Origin of the sequence: Rhodococcus sp. EPR-147 (assembly GCF_001647185.1) — a bacterium.
Classification (GTDB): Bacteria; Actinomycetota; Actinomycetes; order Mycobacteriales; family Mycobacteriaceae; genus Rhodococcoides.
Window position 1 is genome coordinate 1 of the sequence record NZ_LVCU01000394.1, and the last position, 14,667, is coordinate 14,667.

Genomic DNA, 14,667 nt, shown 5'->3' on the forward strand with positions numbered 1-14,667 from the left:
GTGCGCATCGAACCGAGGAACGTTGCTCCCCAGCCCGATCCGGCGATGACAGCCCCGACGAAGTACAGCACGATCGACTCGATCTGCACCGACACCAGGGAGAGCGCGACACCTGCCGCCAACACCGTCGCCCCGATCATCATCACGGTGCGGGGAAACCCGTTGCGTACCATTGCAGCTGCCACCGCGCCCGAGGCGAACATCGCGAAGATCTCCAACCCACCCACTATGTGGTTGTCCACGTCGAACACCGTGCCGATGATCGACGGCCCGAGCGAGAGATGAAACCCGCCGAGCGACCAGGTCGCGAACAGAGCGGGAGCGATGAGCAGGAACGGTGCCCGCACCGACGTGGGGATCGACATCCTCGGCAGCAGGGTCGAGGCGAGGTGACGGCGGGAATCGAAGCCACGCAGTGCCGAGGTCTCGGGGACGAACAGCAGTGCCACCGCGAGGATCAGTGCCGCGCCGATCAGCAGCGCGAACACCAAGATGTCGGGCGCAGGTGCCAATTGGACCAGCAATCCGGCCCCGAGCGCGCCGCTTGCCAGCCCGAGGGAGGGCGCGACGCTGTTGAGCAACGGTCCGGTGGACGCGTCGGGCTGCAGGTCGATGACGGCTGCGCTCAGCGCACCGGTGGCCGCACCCGCGGCAATTCCCTGCACGACGCGAGCCGCGAGGAGTACCGGGACGCTGTCGGCGACGATGAACAGCATCAAGCTGACAGCGAGGAGAATCAGTGAGGCGATCAGAATGGGTTTGCGCCCGATGTGGTCCGACAGACTACCGACGGTGAGCAACGTGGACAGCAACGCGACCGCATAGACGGCAAAGATCACTGTGAGGGTGAGAGCGCTGAATCCCCAGGCCTGTTGATACACCGGGTACAGCGGTGACGGTGCCGACGCCGAGGCCATCAAGACCAGGAAGGCGACGCCGACGACCCAGAACGCGTACCGATGCGGCATGCGCACCGCCGTCCGTTCCACTGGAGTCCGAGTGCCCACGCCGACCATGTGTTTCCCTTCACCGCAGTAACCGTTAGCTCAGTGAAAGACAACGCTCGGGAGGGCCCCGCATTCCCCGACGGTCAGTGTTGCTCGGCTCGTGCGTCGCCCCGCAGCAGTTTCCCTTCGCGGTACCGCTGCGCGCTCCCAGGCAAGTCGCCCTCGATTCCGCTCAACCACACCGAGACACGGCCGGTGCCCGAACCGCTCGAACCGACTTCGTCGACGCGTCGCACCGTCTGGTTGGCCACCGCCTCGGCGCTGTCGAACATCGTGACGCCGCCCGGCAGCTGCGAGACGATCCGGTCCAACACCAGTGGGTAGTGCGTGCAACCCAGCACGATCGATTCGACGTCCGCGGGTGTCGCGGCCACGGCCGCGGTGATGGCGGCACCGATCCCCCGCTCGTCACCACGGTCGATCGAATCCGCCAGACCGTGGCACGCCACACTCGTCACCGTTCGGTGCGAGGCGAACTGCTCGATCAAACGCCCCTGATAGGCGCTCGCGGTCGTGGCCGCCGTCGCCCAGATCGCTATCCGATCACTCACCTCTGCAGCGGGTTTGATCGCCGGAACGGTACCCACCACCGGAATCGTGTCACCGAGCGCGGCCCGAACGTGACTCAGCGCCGTCACACTGGCGGTGTTGCACGGCAGCACGACCACCTCGGCACCGAGTTCGACGGCATGCCGAGCGGTACCGACCACCCGGTCGATCACCCACGCATCCGGCTTCGGACCCCACGGAGCGTTGTCGGGGTCCATCATCAGCACCAGATCGAGCTCGGGGCGCGCTTGTCGTAGCCGCGCAGCCGTCGGGAGCATCCCGAGGCCCGAGTCGATCAGTGCGACGATCATGCCAGCGCTTGCTCGACGTCACCGACCAGATCGGCGCCGTCCTCGATACCGACCGACAGACGCACCAGATCGTCGGGCACCTCGAGCAACGAACCGGCCGTCGAAGCGTGGGTCATCGCACCGGGATGCTCGATCAACGATTCGACGCCGCCCAGAGACTCGGCGAGCGTGAAGATCACGATCTTCGCGCAGAAGTCCAGCGCAGCCTGCTTGCCACCGGCCAGACGAACGGAGACCATCCCGCCGAACCGTCGCATCTGCTTCGCGGCAACAGCATGAGACGGGTGAGATTCGAGTCCGGGGTAGATGACCTGTGAGATGGCCGGATGCCCGTCTAGGAATTCGACGATCTTCTCGGCATTGTCGCTGTGTCGCTCCATCCGCAGCGCAAGAGTCTTGATGCCGCGCAAGGTCAGGAACGCGTCGAACGGTCCGGGAACGCCACCCGCGCCGTTCTGCAGGAACGCGAAGGCCGTGTCCAGTTCCTCGCTGTCGGTCACCAGAGCGCCGCCGACGACATCGGAGTGTCCGCCGATGTACTTGGTCGTCGAGTGCAGCACCACGTCGGCACCGAGGCTCAGAGGCTGCTGGAGATCCGGCGACGCGAAGGTGTTGTCGACGACGAGCTTGGCCCCACCCTCGTGCGCAACGCCCGACAATGCCTCGATGTCTCCGACGTTGAGCAGTGGGTTGGTGGGCGTCTCGACCCAGACGAGCTTGGTGTTCGGACGCATCGCCGCGCGTACCTCGTCGACGTCCGACACTGCAGCCACCGAGTATTCGATGCCCCACTGGGTGAAGACCTTGTCGATCAACCGGTACGTGCCGCCGTAGGCGTCGTTGGGGATGACGAGGTGATCACCGGGACGCAGCGCCGAGCGCAACAGGCAGTCCGTGGCCGCCATGCCGGAGGAGAACGCGCGACCGTAGGTGCCGGACTCGATGGCCGCGAGATTGGCCTCGAGCGGCCGACGCGTCGGATTGCCGGTGCGCGCGTACTCGAATCCACTGCGCATGCCGCCGACGCCGTCCTGAGCGAAGGTGGAGCTGGCGTAGATCGGCACGTTCACCGCACCGGTCAGCGGATCCGGCTCGTAGCCGGCATGGACCGCCTTGGTGGAAAAGCCCTGCCAGGACGTGTTGTCTGCCTTGCTGCGCTGCTCACTCATGGCCTCCACCCTAATCGGCCTGCGTCGCCGCGCGGGGGCGTGGGTAACCTGCGAAGACAACCCCCAGCGGAAAGAGGCACCGTGGCCAACTCCCAGAGCGTCGACGAACTGTTCGCGATCGATTCACTCCTCGACGACGAGGAACGTCAGATCCGGGACACCGTCCGCAAGTTCGGTAACGAGCGCATTCGTCCGCACATCGCCGATTGGTTCGACGAGGGCACGGTGCCGGCGCGCGAGCTGGCCAAGGAGCTGGGCTCGCTGGGCCTGTTGGGCATGCACCTCGAGGGCTACGGATGCGCCGGAACGTCCGCGACGGCGTACGGCCTGGCCTGCCTCGAGCTCGAATCGATCGACTCCGGCATCCGATCGCTCGTCTCGGTGCAGGGCTCGCTCGCGATGTTCGCCATCTGGAAGTACGGCTCCGAGGAGCAGAAGCAGCAGTGGCTTCCGGGAATGGCCGAGGGATCGCTGATCGGCTGCTTCGGGCTCACCGAGGCCGATTACGGATCGAACCCCGGCGGCATGCTCACCCGCGCCAAGCGCGACGGTGACGACTGGATCCTCAACGGCAGCAAGATGTGGATCACCAACGGACCCGTCGCCGACGTCGCCGTCGTGTGGGCTCAGACCGACGACAAGATCCGCGGATTCGTCGTTCCCACCGATACACCGGGATTCACCGCCAACACCGTGAAGAAAAAGCTGTCGCTGCGTGCCTCGATCACCGGCGAATTGGTGTTCGACGACGTCCGACTGCCTGCCGACGCCATGCTGCCCGAGGCCAGCGGTCTGCGCGGACCTCTGAGTTGCCTCAACGAGGCGCGCTTCGGCATCGTCTTCGGCGCGATGGGCGCGGCGCGGGACTGCATCGAATCGGCGATCGAGTACTCGCAGACCCGCGCGGTGTTCGACAAGCCCCTCGCCGGGTACCAGCTCACTCAGGCCAAGCTCGCGAACATGGCCCTCGAGCTCGGCAAGGGCCAGCTGCTTGCTTTGCATCTGGGCCGACTCAAGGACAAGGGCGAACTGCCGGGCGAGCGAGTGTCACTGGGCAAGCTCAACAACGTGCGCGAGGCCATCAAGATCGCTCGCGAATGCCGAACGATATTGGGGGCCAACGGAATCACGCTGGAATACCCGGTGCTCCGTCACGCCAACAACCTCGAATCCGTCCTCACCTACGAGGGCACATCCGAGGTCCACCAACTCGTGATCGGCCAGGCACTGACCGGAACCAGCGCAGTGCGGTAGAGCGGCTGCGCCGCATGTGAACGGAAACTCGTAGCAGGCTACGAGCTTCCGTTCACATGCCTAGGCGCCCTTGCTGAGGAATCCGAGCAGGTCGTGGCGAGTGATGACGCCGACGGGCTTGCCTTCTTCGACGACCATCAGCGCATCGGACTCGCCGAGTGCCTTGGTGGCGTCGGAGACGGTTTCGCCGGCACCGATCAGTGGGAACGGCTCGCTCATGTGCTTGGCGACCGGGTCTGCCAACGCGGCGCGACCCTCGAACACGGCACTGAGAAGGTCGCGTTCGGTGACGCTGCCCGCGACTTCGCCTGCCATGACGGGAGGCTCGGCGCCGACGACCGGCATCTGCGAGACGCCGTACTCGCGCAGGATCTCGATGGCGTCGCGGACGGTCTCCGACGGGTGGGTGTGCACCAGATCCGGCAATGCGCCGGACTTTCCGCGCAACACCTCGCCCACGGAGGTCTCGTGAGTCTTGCCGTCCAGACGCGAACGCAGGAAGCCGTACGAGGACATCCACGAGTCGTTGAAGATCTTGGCCAGGTAGCCGCGGCCACCGTCGGGCAGCAGTACGACGACGAGGGCGTCGGGACCTTCGCGCTCGGCGACCTGGATCGCGGCGACGGCAGCCATGCCGCACGAACCGCCGACCAACAGGCCCTCCTCGCGAGCGAGACGCCGAGTCATGTCGAACGAGTCGTTGTCGGAGACGGCGATGATCTCGTCCGGGATGGACGGGTCGTAGGCGGTCGGCCAGAAGTCCTCGCCGACACCTTCGACGAGGTACGGACGCCCGGTTCCGCCGGAGTAGACCGAGCCCTCGGGGTCGACGCCGATGACCTTGACCTTGCCGCCGGAGACCTCCTTGAGGTACTTGCCGGTGCCGGAGATGGTTCCGCCGGTACCGACGCCTGCGACGAAGTGCGTGATCTTGCCGTCGGTGTCGGCCCAGATCTCGGGACCGGTGGTCTCGTAGTGGCTGGCCGGGCCGGCCGGGTTGGAGTACTGGTTGGGCTTCCAGGCTCCGTCGATCTCGCGGACGAGTCGATCGGAGACGCTGTAGTAGCTGTTGGGGTCTTCGGGTGCGACAGCCGTGGGGCAGACGACCACCTCGGCTCCGTAGGCGCGCAGCACGTTGCGCTTGTCCTCGCCGACCTTGTCGGGGCACACGAAAGCGCACTTGTAGCCACGCTGCTGAGCGACCAGGGCGAGACCGACGCCGGTGTTGCCGGACGTGGGCTCGACGATGGTGCCGCCGGGCTTCAGTTCCCCTGCTGCCTCGGCCGCGTCGATCATCTTCACCGCGATGCGATCCTTGGACGAACCACCCGGGTTGAGGTACTCGATCTTGGCCGCGACAGTGCCTGCACCGTCGCCGACGACGGTGGACAACTTCACCAACGGGGTGTTGCCGATGAGTTCGGTGATGTGCTGTGCGATGCGCATTGCTCCATCTTCCCAGATGCACCTGTTTCACTCTCGGTCACGGCCGTCGATACCCCGCATACGATGGTGACAACGGCACGAGGAGAGGGATCGATCTGTGACGGCGAGCGGATGGCGTACCGCTGCTAAAGCGAGCGCCGCGACAGTACTTGCAGGCTCCGGAGCAGGGACTGCATCCTGGGCCGCGTACCGACATCTGATGGCGCAGGCCGCGGCGGCACGCGGCGTCATCGGGCGCACCACCGCCAAGCCACCGGAGGCGGACGGCGTCTACACCGCGGGATGCGCGGCCCCGGAACGATGGCGGATGGGAAATTCAGCAGATATTCATCTGATGATCTTCGGCGACTCCACCGCTGCCGGCGTGGGATGCACGGTAGCCGACGAAGTTCCCGGCGTACTGATCGCCCGCGGACTGGCCGAGGAAACCGGGCAACGAATTCGATTGAGCACCAAAGCGATTGCCGGTGCCACCTCGAAGGGGCTCGAAGGCCAGGTCGACGCGATGTTCGTCGCCGGCCCGCCCCCGGACGCGGCGGTCATCTTCGTGGGCGCGAACGACGTCACCAAGAAGTTCTCCATCCCGGCGTCGGCGGCCCGGCTGGGCGACGCCGTCGAACGATTGACGGCCAAGGGCTGCGTCGTGGCAGTGGGCACATGCCCCGATCTCGGTTTCGTGACGGCTATCCCGCAGCCACTGCGCACCGTCGTCCGCAATTGGGGTCGACGTCTCGCCAACGCCCAGACGGCCAGGACTCTCAGCGCCGGTGGCCATCCGGTGGCTCTGGCCGATCTGCTCTCCCCCGAATTCCTGGCAGCGCCCGACACCATGTTCTCGGCCGACCGCTTTCACCCGTCGGCCGCGGGGTACGAGCTCGCCGCTCAGCAGATTCTGCCGGTACTCGCATCGGCGCTGGGCGTGTGGCACGGCGGCCCGTTGCCCGAGCTGCCGACCGTGTCCGCTGCCGCCGAGTCACGCAAGGCCATCCCCCGCGCGACGGCCGCGTTCGATCGCTTCCTGCGCCGGAGAAGCGCCGAGCTCGACGCCGAGATCGTCACTGCGTCGGAGGATCTCGTACGTCGTGCCGGTGACCGATCGGCGGGGTTGTAAGTTCGGACAGGAGACATCGCCTACCCGGCGGTAGCACTGTAGTCACGCAGTATCGATTCGAAGGAGATCTCATGCCAGAGGCAGTCATCGTCGCCACCGCGCGCTCACCGATCGGCAGGGCCATGAAGGGGTCGCTCAAGGACATTCGTCCCGACGACCTCACCGCCCAGATGGTCGCCGCAGCGCTGGCCAAGGTGCCCTCGCTCGACCCGAAGGACATCGACGATCTCCTCCTGGGCTGCGGTCTGCCCGGCGGCATGCAGGGCAACAACCTCGCTCGCATCGTCGCAGTGCAGCTCGGCTACGACTCGCTGCCCGGAACGACGATCACGCGCTACTGCTCGTCCTCGCTGCAGACCACCCGCATGGCGCTGCACGCGATCAAGGCAGGCGAGGGTGACGTGTTCATCTCCGCTGGCGTCGAGAGCGTGTCCAGCTTCGTCCACGGCAGCTCCGACTCGCTGCCCGAGAGCCACAACCCGATCTTCGCCGACGCCGAGGCCCGCACCAAGAAGGCACAGGAAGAGGGCGCGGACAGCTGGACCGATCCCCGCGAGAACGGCGAGCTGCCCGACGCGTACATCGCGATGGGCCAGACCGCCGAGAACGTCGCGCTGCTCACCGGCATCACCCGCGAGGATCAGGACCACTGGGGCGTCCGCAGCCAGAACCGCGCCGAAGAGGCCATCAACGCCGGCTTCTTCGAGCGGGAGATCACCCCGGTGACCTTGCCCGACGGCACCGTCGTCAACACCGACGACGGCCCTCGCGCCGGCACCACCTACGAGAAGATCAGCCAGCTCAAGCCGGTCTTCCGACCGAACGGCACCATCACCGCCGGTAACGCCTGCCCGCTCAACGACGGCGCAGCAGCGCTCGTCATCATGAGCGACACCAAGGCCAAGGAACTGGGCCTGACTCCGCTCGCCCGCATCGTCTCGACCGGCGTGACCGGCACGTCCCCCGAGATCATGGGCCTCGGACCCATCGAGGCGACCCGTAAGGCGCTGAAGATCGCGGGCATGTCGATCTCCGACATCGACCTGTTCGAGATCAACGAGGCCTTCGCCGTGCAGGTCCTCGGCTCGGCGCGCGACCTAGGCATCGAAGAGGACAAGCTCAATGTCTCCGGTGGTGCCATCGCGATCGGCCACCCGTTCGGCATGACCGGTGCGCGCATCACCACCACGCTGCTGAACAACCTGACGACCCACGACAAGACGTTCGGCGTCGAGACCATGTGCGTCGGCGGCGGCATGGGTATGGCGATGGTGCTCGAGCGCCTCAGCTGATCCGAGACATCACAACGAAAAAGCCCCGCCCTCCTTCAACGGAGTGGCGGGGCTTTTCGCGTGAGTACTAGTCGTTCTGGAAGTAGCTCAGCAGACGCAGGATCTCGACGTACAGCCAGACCAGTGTGATGGTCAGACCGAGCGCGACGCCCCAGGCTGCCTTCTCGGGAGCCTGTGCGCGGATCAGCTGATCGGCCTGGTCGAAGTCGAGCAGGAAGCTGAACGCCGCGATGCCGATGCAGACGAGGCTGAAGATGATGGCCAGCGGTCCGCCGGAGCGAAGTCCGAAGCCGTCCTCCATGAAGAAGCTGGCGACGAGATTGCCGAGCATCAGCACGACGACACCGATGAGGGCACCGACGACCATGCGGGTCAAGCGCGGGGTGACGCGGATGGCACCGGTCTTGTAGACGATCAGCATGCCGAAGAACACGCCGAACGTACCGAGGACTGCTTGGCCGATGAGGGCGGATCCACCGACCCCACCGAACTCGACGCCGGTGAACATGAGCGACAGCGCACCGAGGAACACACCTTCGGCTGCGGCGTACGCGAGCACGATCGCCTTGTTGTCCATCTTGCGGCCGAAGGTCGCGAACATGACCAGACCGAAGCCGATCAAGCCACCGCCGATGACGAACGGGATGGCCAAGTCGGTGTTGTTGGAGACGAGCAGGTACGAGATGATCGCCGTCACGCTCAGCACACCGAGGGTGATGCCGGTCTTGGTGACCACGTCGTCGATCGTCATGGCCCGCTGTGCGGGCTGCGTGGTGTACGGGTCGGCCTGCGTTCCGGGATGCTGGCCGAAGGTTGCGGCCTGCGAGGCTCCAGCCGTCGCAGATCCGAATGTGGCGTATCCGCCGCCCTGCTGCTTGGGCAGGTTGCGGAACACCGGGTTGCTGGAGGTGCGCACCGTGTCTCTTCCCTTCGTAAGTTCTGATCCCCACCGGGGATCTCCCCGTCGGTCATCAGTAGAACGTCTGACATCCGGACAAAAGTTCCCGAGCGGAGAACTTCTACGACGGACAAAACGGACTCTACCGGGTACCGGGCACACACGCGGAGACGACCGCGTGTGTGACACCGAATCGAAACGGGCAGTATGAGGAAATGGCAATCGAAGACGGACCCGACCAGACCTTGGACCCCAGTGAAAGCGTCGACTCCGACGAGGTGCGCAACGACGACGGCGACACCGTGGTCGATCCCCCCGACCATTGGAGCGAGGCCAACAGCTTCGGCACCACCGCTCGCGAGGCTGCCGAGGGCGAGAGCCTGGATCTCAAGCTCAGCGAGGAAGAACCCGACATCGCCGTCGAGGAGGAACTCGACCGCCCGATCACCGAGACTCCAGACGACGAACTGACCGAGGAACTCGTCGACCACGTCGTCGAGGAATCCGACGAGGATCCCGACATCGACTACGCGGAAGGCCAGCGTCAGGCCGAGATCGTCGAGGGCACCCTCGTCGAGGACCTCGGGCGCAACCGGGGACAGATCGACGGAACTCCCGAAGACGGCGGCCCGGTCACCTGACAGTCATCGTTGCTCGCTCGGGCGTACCGAGCGAGCGACGGTGAACTTGCCGTTGCGGCCCATGAGATCGGTGGGACCCACCGCGTCGGCCAATTCACGCCGGTAGTTCAAGTGTGTGTTGTAGACCGTCCACATCTGTCCGCCCGGTCGCAGCACCCGACCGGCGGCGGCGAACAATTTGCTCGCCGCGCCCGTGTGCACCGCGGCACCCTCGTGGAACGGTGGATTGCAGACCACCAGATCGACCGATTCGGAATCGAAGGTCGACATCGCGTCGTCGGCGATCACCGAAATTCGAGTCCCGTTCGCCGCCGCAGTGGCCGACGCCGATGCGATCGCTGCCGCCGAGCGATCTGTCGCGATCACCTCGAGATCGGGCCTGGTCCGAGCCAGCTCGGTGGCGAGAATCCCTGTGCCACAACCCAAATCGACGGCGGTGCGAGCCCGCGGCAGCATCTTCGGTATGTACTCGAGCAGAAAACGAGTTCCGATATCGAGGCCGGCCCCCGCGAACACCGCACCGTACGCCACCACCGTCATGTCCACATCGGCAATCCGCTTGCTCACCGGATACGTCATGCCCGACGCCACCGCCCCGGTTGCGGTGAGCACTCGGGCTTTCTGCCGGCCGCGGCCGGCCGTGACGGTCTCGAACGACTTTTTCAGGACGTCGTTCATCGCGGGGGTCATGTGTTTGTCTCGCCCGCCTGCGAGGACGACGACGTCCGCCGACGCGTGTGCCGCGATGTGCTCGGCGATCCCGGTGAGTTCGGCCAGACTTCGTGGCAATTGCATCAGTACTGTGCCCACGCCGGTCAGCAGTTCGGCACCCAGGGTGTGCTGGGTGTAGGAGTCCGACAACGAGACTCGCGCGGCGTTCAGCTCGAGTGCCCGCGCGCCGGTGACGGCGTCCTGATGGACGCGAACCGCGGTGAAACCGAGGGAAACGGCACCGAGGGTCATGGCTCCGTACCTGTCGCCGATCACCGCGATCGGCATGGTCCTGTCGATTCCCGGGAGTTCGGCGACGGTATCGAGGACGAGGCGGTCCGCGGCGTCGACGGCATGGAGGTTCGGTGCCTCGGCGTCGGGCTCACGGCGGAGGGCGTCGAACAGGGATTCATCGGGCACCCGAGCAGTATCCCACCCTGCACACCCACGACAGCCCGCGCGGCGAGTGGCTATTGCGGCGAATCAGGGGCATGCTCGGGGAATGGAACACAAAGACAAGAACGAGGCACTCTTCAGCCATCCTGACGATGCATCGACCGATGCACACGCCGAAGCTTCGAAGCCTGCCGTCTACACCGCCCTGTTCAGCGGCGCGAACGAATGACGTTCGGAACGTAACGAGCAACTCTCACGACAGGTAGCGCAGGTACTCGAGCGCCTTGGTCGCATGCACGTGACCGCGCTCGCTCCGCACCGTCATCCGCACCACTCGGTGCCGATCGATCACGAATGTCGTCCGCTTCACGGACAATAATTGCCTCACATATCCGCGACGGCCCGCGTTCGAGTGGCCGCGTTCGAGCTCTCGGAGCCGACGCCGCCGCGTGAACCACCCGCCTCTACGCACTCCGAACTGTTCGGCGACCGCCCCGTCGGGATCGGAGAGCAACGGAAAGTCGAACGACCTCTGCAGCGCGAAATGATGGTTCCGATCTCGGGTGTCGGTACTGATGCCCACGCGTTGTGCGCCGAATCTGTCGAATTCCGTGCCCAGGTCCCTGAAGTGACACGCTTCGGCTGTGCAGATGGGGCTGTTGGCCGCCGGGTAGAAGAACAGGACGACCGGACCCGACGCCGTCAGGTCGGACAGCGCACGCAGTTCACCGGAATGGTCCGGCAACTCGAAGTCCGGGGCGGTCTTTCCGATGCGCATGGGGCGAGGTTACCGCTCAGCCCTGCACGAGGGCGGCAGTCAGGCGTTGCCGGAGATCCCGATCGATACCCAGGTGGGTCAGATATCCGCCGAACGAACCGTGGTTCGACTCCATGGTGGCCCATCCGTGCTCCAGATAGGACGCACGAACGCCCAGGATCGCCTCGGTCGGCAGAACGTCGTGGAGTCCGGCCCAGGTCCGGCGGACGTGCGCGAGCAACGGCTCCATCGCATCGTTGCTTCTCAGATAGTCCGCGACGATGTCGTCCTCGTCGACGCCTGCCGCGCGCAACACCGTCGCGACCGTCCACCCCGCGCGGTCCTTACCTGCTGCGCAGTGCACCAGGACACCGCCGCGACGCCCCACGATCTCGTCCACCACCCGCTTGATCGCGTGCGACGCTCCGTCGAGAGTCGAGAAGGAGGCATACGCGCGCATCATGTAGTCCACTTGACTCTGCTCGTCGTGAATCGGGGCCGCCTCGTGTGGGGCTCGCTCGCCCTTCAGATTCTCGTACGGCACGGAGATCGACTCGACGCCGGCGGGAACCCTGTCGACACCGCTTCGTTCGGCCTCCGCATCACCGCGGAAATCGAACACGGTACGGATGCCCAGATCCGCGACAACGCGCTGCCCGACCTCGGTCAACCCGCTCAATTCGGATGCGCGATAGAACAATCCGGGCCGAACCGTCGCCCCGTCGGTGGTACGCACACCGCCGAGATCGCGAAAGTTCCAGGCCCCGTCGAGGGCGAATTGATCGTGTACCGGGGCGTCGGGCATGAGTACGACCCTATCGAAGGTGATCCTACGAGCGCGGTGCCAGCCACCGCCGTAGCCGGGCGGTGACGAACGGCATCACCACGTAGACCATCAGCGGTGTGCACATCATCACCACCAGTGCGGTGCGCAGAGCCACGTTCAGGTCGGTCAGATGTGGCGTGAGAACGATGTTGACGAGCAAACTGACGGCGTAGAAGGCCACGCCGATCGAGATCGCCTGCTTCCACCGCGGCGGCGGACCACCGATGACCCGGACGGCGTCGGTGAGGTTGGACTGCGGCTCGAACCATCCCTCCACACCGGAGAGTCGATGGGTCGCAACGTCGTCGGCGATGGGACGGCCGGTGCTGAGCCAGGTGCGCCTGGCATCCGAGCGCAGCCAGGCGTCGAGGTCGTCGTGTGTCTCGAATCGATAGACCACGTGGTAGTCGCTGGAATCACCGGAACTGCGCAGCCAGCCGCCACCGAGAAATCCGGGAAAGGTTCGGACCAGATCCATCCCGCGATCGGTCCACTCCACGAAGTCTGTTTCGTATCCCTGTCGAACGCGTCGTGCGACCGAGGTCGTGACGTGATCGAGCGTGTCGGTCGTGGTCATGACTACCCCTTCTGCGCGTGTTCGTCGCGGATCGATGTGTTCTACACAGAGTGCGGCCAGATGGACCGACTTTCAAATCGAGAGCCGAATCGGAGATCGATGGCTCACGGTCAGGAAAGATGTGACAATTCGTCTACACAGACCCTTTCCGAGCGACCTGGAGTGGACGGATGGCACAGCACCGACCCGAGTACCGTCTCGACGACGTGGACCGACGCATCGTCACCGAGCTCAGCCGTAACGGCCGAATGTCCATGCGCGCCCTGGCCGAGGCCACCCACATCTCGCGGGCGCACGCCTACGTGCGCGTCGACCGCCTCGTCGACGAAGGTGTCATCGAGGGATTCACCGCACGCATCGCCTACGAGAAGGCGGGGTTCGGCGCGTCGGCCTATGTGGCACTGTCCATTCGGCAGGATTCCTGGCGAGCCGTCGCCGACGACCTGAGCACCTTTCCGTTCGTCGAACACGTCAGCCTCATGGGCGGCGACTTCGACGCACTCGTTCTGGTGCGAGCTCCCGACACCTCGGCGCTACGCCATCTGGTACTCGACAAGCTGCAGGGACTCGACGGGATACTGTCGACGCGAACCTGGCTGATCTTCGACGAGGCGATCGGACCGGGCGCGCAGTGGACCGCAGAGACAACGAACGGAAGCAATCCATGACCACGCCCGAGCGAGATCCGAACTCCACCGACGTCATCGTGATCGGCGGCGGAATCGCGGGTGTCTCGCTCGGATACGAACTCGCGAGCGACCGACGCGTCACGCTGCTCGAGCGCGAGAAGACCCTGGCCTTCCACACCACCGGCCGCTCGGCCGCACTGTTCCTGGAAACCTACGGCAACAGCACCATTCGCGCTCTGACGACGGCCAGTCGAGAATTCCTGACGAACCCGCCGGAACACTTCCGATCCGAATTGCTCGCCCCGCGTCCGCTGCTGCAGTTCGCGGCCAGCGGCCGAGGTGACGCGCTGGAGGCAATGTATGCGGACGTCAGCCGACTGACACCGGACGCCCAACTGGTATCCCCGGCCGACGCGCAGACGCTCTTTCCGCCGCTGCGTCCCGAACTGATCGATTGTGCACTGTACGAACCACATTCGATGGAGGTCGACGTACACGCGCTGCATCAGGGGTTCGTGCGGGGGCTGCGCGATCGAGGTGGGGGAGTCCACACCGGGGCAGGTGTGACGCAACTTCGACGCATCGACGGACTGTGGCACGTGCACACCACGGACGGGTCGGTCCACACCGCGCCGCTCGTCGTCGACGCAGCAGGCGCGTGGGCGGATGTTCTCGGAGCGATGGCGGGAGCCGATCCCATCGGGCTCGTGCCGATGCGTCGGTCGGTGTTCATGGTCGCCGCACCCGACAATCTCGACACCGCGAATCTTGCGACGTTGAGCGACATGGACGAGAAGTTCTACATCAAACCCGAAGGCGCACAACTGTTGTGTTCGCCTGCGGACGAGACGCCCACCGAACCGAGCGATGCCCGTCCGGACGAACTGGAGATCGCGCGGGCGTTCGACGACATCGCCGAGGCGACCACGCTGACGGGCCGGCATCTGCGCTCGTCCTGGGCGGGTCTGCGCAGTTTCGTTCCCGATCGCACCCCGGTCGTGGGCTTCGATCGAGAAGTCGAAGGCTTCTTCTGGTGCGCCGGTCAGGGCGGATACGGAATCCAGACGTGGGCGGCGCTCGCCCGAGTGGGCGC

The 14,667-nt window shown here is 65.5% G+C and carries 16 protein-coding genes; 7 read left to right on the forward strand and 9 right to left on the reverse strand.

Annotation, left to right across the window (positions count from 1 at the left end; all coding sequences use genetic code 11):
* The 3 genes from A2J02_RS17545 to A2J02_RS17555 all read right to left on the reverse strand — a co-directional run.
* Nucleotides 1–968 (reverse strand): MFS transporter (locus tag A2J02_RS17545; protein WP_068051642.1); only part of this gene is annotated, 968 nt, incomplete at its 3' end.
* Nucleotides 969–1,090: 122 nt separating this feature from the next.
* Nucleotides 1,091–1,867: a glutamate racemase gene (locus tag A2J02_RS17550; RefSeq protein ID WP_068051619.1), complete on the reverse strand. Its 777-nt coding sequence runs from the start codon at nucleotides 1,865–1,867 to the stop codon at nucleotides 1,091–1,093.
* The gene (locus A2J02_RS17555) at nucleotides 1,864–3,036 is read right to left on the reverse strand and encodes a cystathionine gamma-synthase (protein WP_068051620.1); all 1,173 of its coding nucleotides are present in this window, start codon (nucleotides 3,034–3,036) and stop codon (nucleotides 1,864–1,866) included. The genes A2J02_RS17550 and A2J02_RS17555 overlap by 4 nt, the downstream gene beginning before the upstream one ends.
* An 81-nt stretch (nucleotides 3,037–3,117) precedes the next feature.
* On the opposite strand from A2J02_RS17555, the gene A2J02_RS17560 reads away from it, so the two are divergent.
* Entirely contained in the window at nucleotides 3,118–4,290 is a 1,173-nt protein-coding gene (locus A2J02_RS17560; RefSeq protein WP_068051622.1) for an acyl-CoA dehydrogenase family protein, read from the forward strand.
* A gap of 60 nt (nucleotides 4,291–4,350) precedes the next feature.
* Here A2J02_RS17560 and A2J02_RS17565 read toward each other — a convergent pair whose 3' ends face one another.
* Nucleotides 4,351–5,736: a cystathionine beta-synthase gene (locus tag A2J02_RS17565; protein WP_068051624.1), complete on the reverse strand. Its 1,386-nt coding sequence runs from the start codon at nucleotides 5,734–5,736 to the stop codon at nucleotides 4,351–4,353.
* A gap of 97 nt (nucleotides 5,737–5,833) precedes the next feature.
* Between A2J02_RS17565 and A2J02_RS17570 the strand changes: the two genes are divergently transcribed.
* Both A2J02_RS17570 and A2J02_RS17575 read left to right on the forward strand, forming a co-directional pair.
* Nucleotides 5,834–6,847, forward strand: a complete 1,014-nt coding sequence (locus A2J02_RS17570; protein ID WP_068051625.1) for an SGNH/GDSL hydrolase family protein — start codon at nucleotides 5,834–5,836, stop codon at nucleotides 6,845–6,847.
* 71 nt (nucleotides 6,848–6,918) lie between these two features.
* Nucleotides 6,919–8,139 (forward strand): acetyl-CoA C-acetyltransferase, encoded by a 1,221-nt coding sequence (locus tag A2J02_RS17575; RefSeq protein ID WP_068051627.1) that lies wholly within the window; start codon nucleotides 6,919–6,921, stop codon nucleotides 8,137–8,139.
* Nucleotides 8,140–8,206: 67 nt separating this feature from the next.
* Here A2J02_RS17575 and A2J02_RS17580 read toward each other — a convergent pair whose 3' ends face one another.
* The gene (locus A2J02_RS17580; RefSeq protein WP_032404782.1) at nucleotides 8,207–9,055 is read right to left on the reverse strand and encodes a Bax inhibitor-1/YccA family protein; all 849 of its coding nucleotides are present in this window, start codon (nucleotides 9,053–9,055) and stop codon (nucleotides 8,207–8,209) included.
* Between the two features lie 197 nt (nucleotides 9,056–9,252).
* Between A2J02_RS17580 and A2J02_RS17585 the strand changes: the two genes are divergently transcribed.
* Nucleotides 9,253–9,678 carry a hypothetical protein gene (locus tag A2J02_RS17585; RefSeq protein ID WP_068051629.1) on the forward strand — a complete coding sequence of 142 codons (426 nt, stop codon included), beginning with the start codon at nucleotides 9,253–9,255 and terminating at the stop codon, nucleotides 9,676–9,678.
* A gap of 3 nt (nucleotides 9,679–9,681) precedes the next feature.
* On the opposite strand, the gene A2J02_RS17590 is transcribed toward A2J02_RS17585, so the two are convergent.
* Complete coding sequence (locus A2J02_RS17590) at nucleotides 9,682–10,809, reverse strand: class I SAM-dependent methyltransferase (protein ID WP_068051631.1); 1,128 nt, start codon at nucleotides 10,807–10,809, stop codon at nucleotides 9,682–9,684.
* An 82-nt stretch (nucleotides 10,810–10,891) separates the two neighbouring features.
* Here A2J02_RS17590 and A2J02_RS28930 point away from each other — a divergent pair, with 82 nt between their 5' ends.
* The gene (locus tag A2J02_RS28930) at nucleotides 10,892–11,014 is read left to right on the forward strand and encodes a hypothetical protein (protein ID WP_254925592.1); all 123 of its coding nucleotides are present in this window, start codon (nucleotides 10,892–10,894) and stop codon (nucleotides 11,012–11,014) included.
* Between the two features lie 24 nt (nucleotides 11,015–11,038).
* On the opposite strand, the gene A2J02_RS17595 is transcribed toward A2J02_RS28930, so the two are convergent.
* Genes A2J02_RS17595 through A2J02_RS17605 form a run of 3 tightly spaced genes read right to left on the reverse strand, consistent with a single transcriptional unit; the run spans nucleotide 11,039 to nucleotide 12,945 of the window.
* Nucleotides 11,039–11,563: a peroxiredoxin gene (locus A2J02_RS17595; RefSeq protein WP_068051633.1), complete on the reverse strand. Its 525-nt coding sequence runs from the start codon at nucleotides 11,561–11,563 to the stop codon at nucleotides 11,039–11,041.
* A 16-nt stretch (nucleotides 11,564–11,579) separates the two neighbouring features.
* The gene (locus A2J02_RS17600) at nucleotides 11,580–12,347 is read right to left on the reverse strand and encodes a tyrosine-protein phosphatase (protein ID WP_068051635.1); all 768 of its coding nucleotides are present in this window, start codon (nucleotides 12,345–12,347) and stop codon (nucleotides 11,580–11,582) included.
* 25 nt (nucleotides 12,348–12,372) lie between these two features.
* A complete protein-coding gene (locus A2J02_RS17605) occupies nucleotides 12,373–12,945 on the reverse strand; it encodes an antibiotic biosynthesis monooxygenase (protein WP_068051636.1) in 573 nt (190 codons plus the stop codon).
* A gap of 170 nt (nucleotides 12,946–13,115) precedes the next feature.
* Between A2J02_RS17605 and A2J02_RS17610 the strand changes: the two genes are divergently transcribed.
* Nucleotides 13,116–13,613, forward strand: coding sequence for an Lrp/AsnC family transcriptional regulator (locus A2J02_RS17610; protein ID WP_068051638.1), 498 nt, complete (start codon nucleotides 13,116–13,118; stop codon nucleotides 13,611–13,613).
* A partial coding sequence (locus A2J02_RS17615) for an NAD(P)/FAD-dependent oxidoreductase (RefSeq protein WP_068051640.1) occupies nucleotides 13,610–14,667 on the forward strand: 1,058 nt, incomplete at its 3' end. The genes A2J02_RS17610 and A2J02_RS17615, both read left to right, overlap by 4 nt.

Coding starts and splice junctions, on each gene's coding strand:
- A2J02_RS17550 (WP_068051619.1), bottom strand. CDS start 1,867: ATGATCGTCGCACTGATCGACTCGGGCCTCGGGATGCTCCCGACGGCT.
- A2J02_RS17555 (WP_068051620.1), bottom strand. CDS start 3,036: ATGAGTGAGCAGCGCAGCAAGGCAGACAACACGTCCTGGCAGGGCTTT.
- A2J02_RS17565 (WP_068051624.1), bottom strand. CDS start 5,736: ATGCGCATCGCACAGCACATCACCGAACTCATCGGCAACACCCCGTTG.
- A2J02_RS17575 (WP_068051627.1), top strand. CDS start 6,919: ATGCCAGAGGCAGTCATCGTCGCCACCGCGCGCTCACCGATCGGCAGG.
- A2J02_RS17585 (WP_068051629.1), top strand. CDS start 9,253: ATGGCAATCGAAGACGGACCCGACCAGACCTTGGACCCCAGTGAAAGC.
- A2J02_RS28930 (WP_254925592.1), top strand. CDS start 10,892: ATGGAACACAAAGACAAGAACGAGGCACTCTTCAGCCATCCTGACGAT.
- A2J02_RS17595 (WP_068051633.1), bottom strand. CDS start 11,563: ATGCGCATCGGAAAGACCGCCCCGGACTTCGAGTTGCCGGACCATTCC.
- A2J02_RS17600 (WP_068051635.1), bottom strand. CDS start 12,347: ATGCCCGACGCCCCGGTACACGATCAATTCGCCCTCGACGGGGCCTGG.
- A2J02_RS17605 (WP_068051636.1), bottom strand. CDS start 12,945: ATGACCACGACCGACACGCTCGATCACGTCACGACCTCGGTCGCACGA.
- A2J02_RS17610 (WP_068051638.1), top strand. CDS start 13,116: ATGGCACAGCACCGACCCGAGTACCGTCTCGACGACGTGGACCGACGC.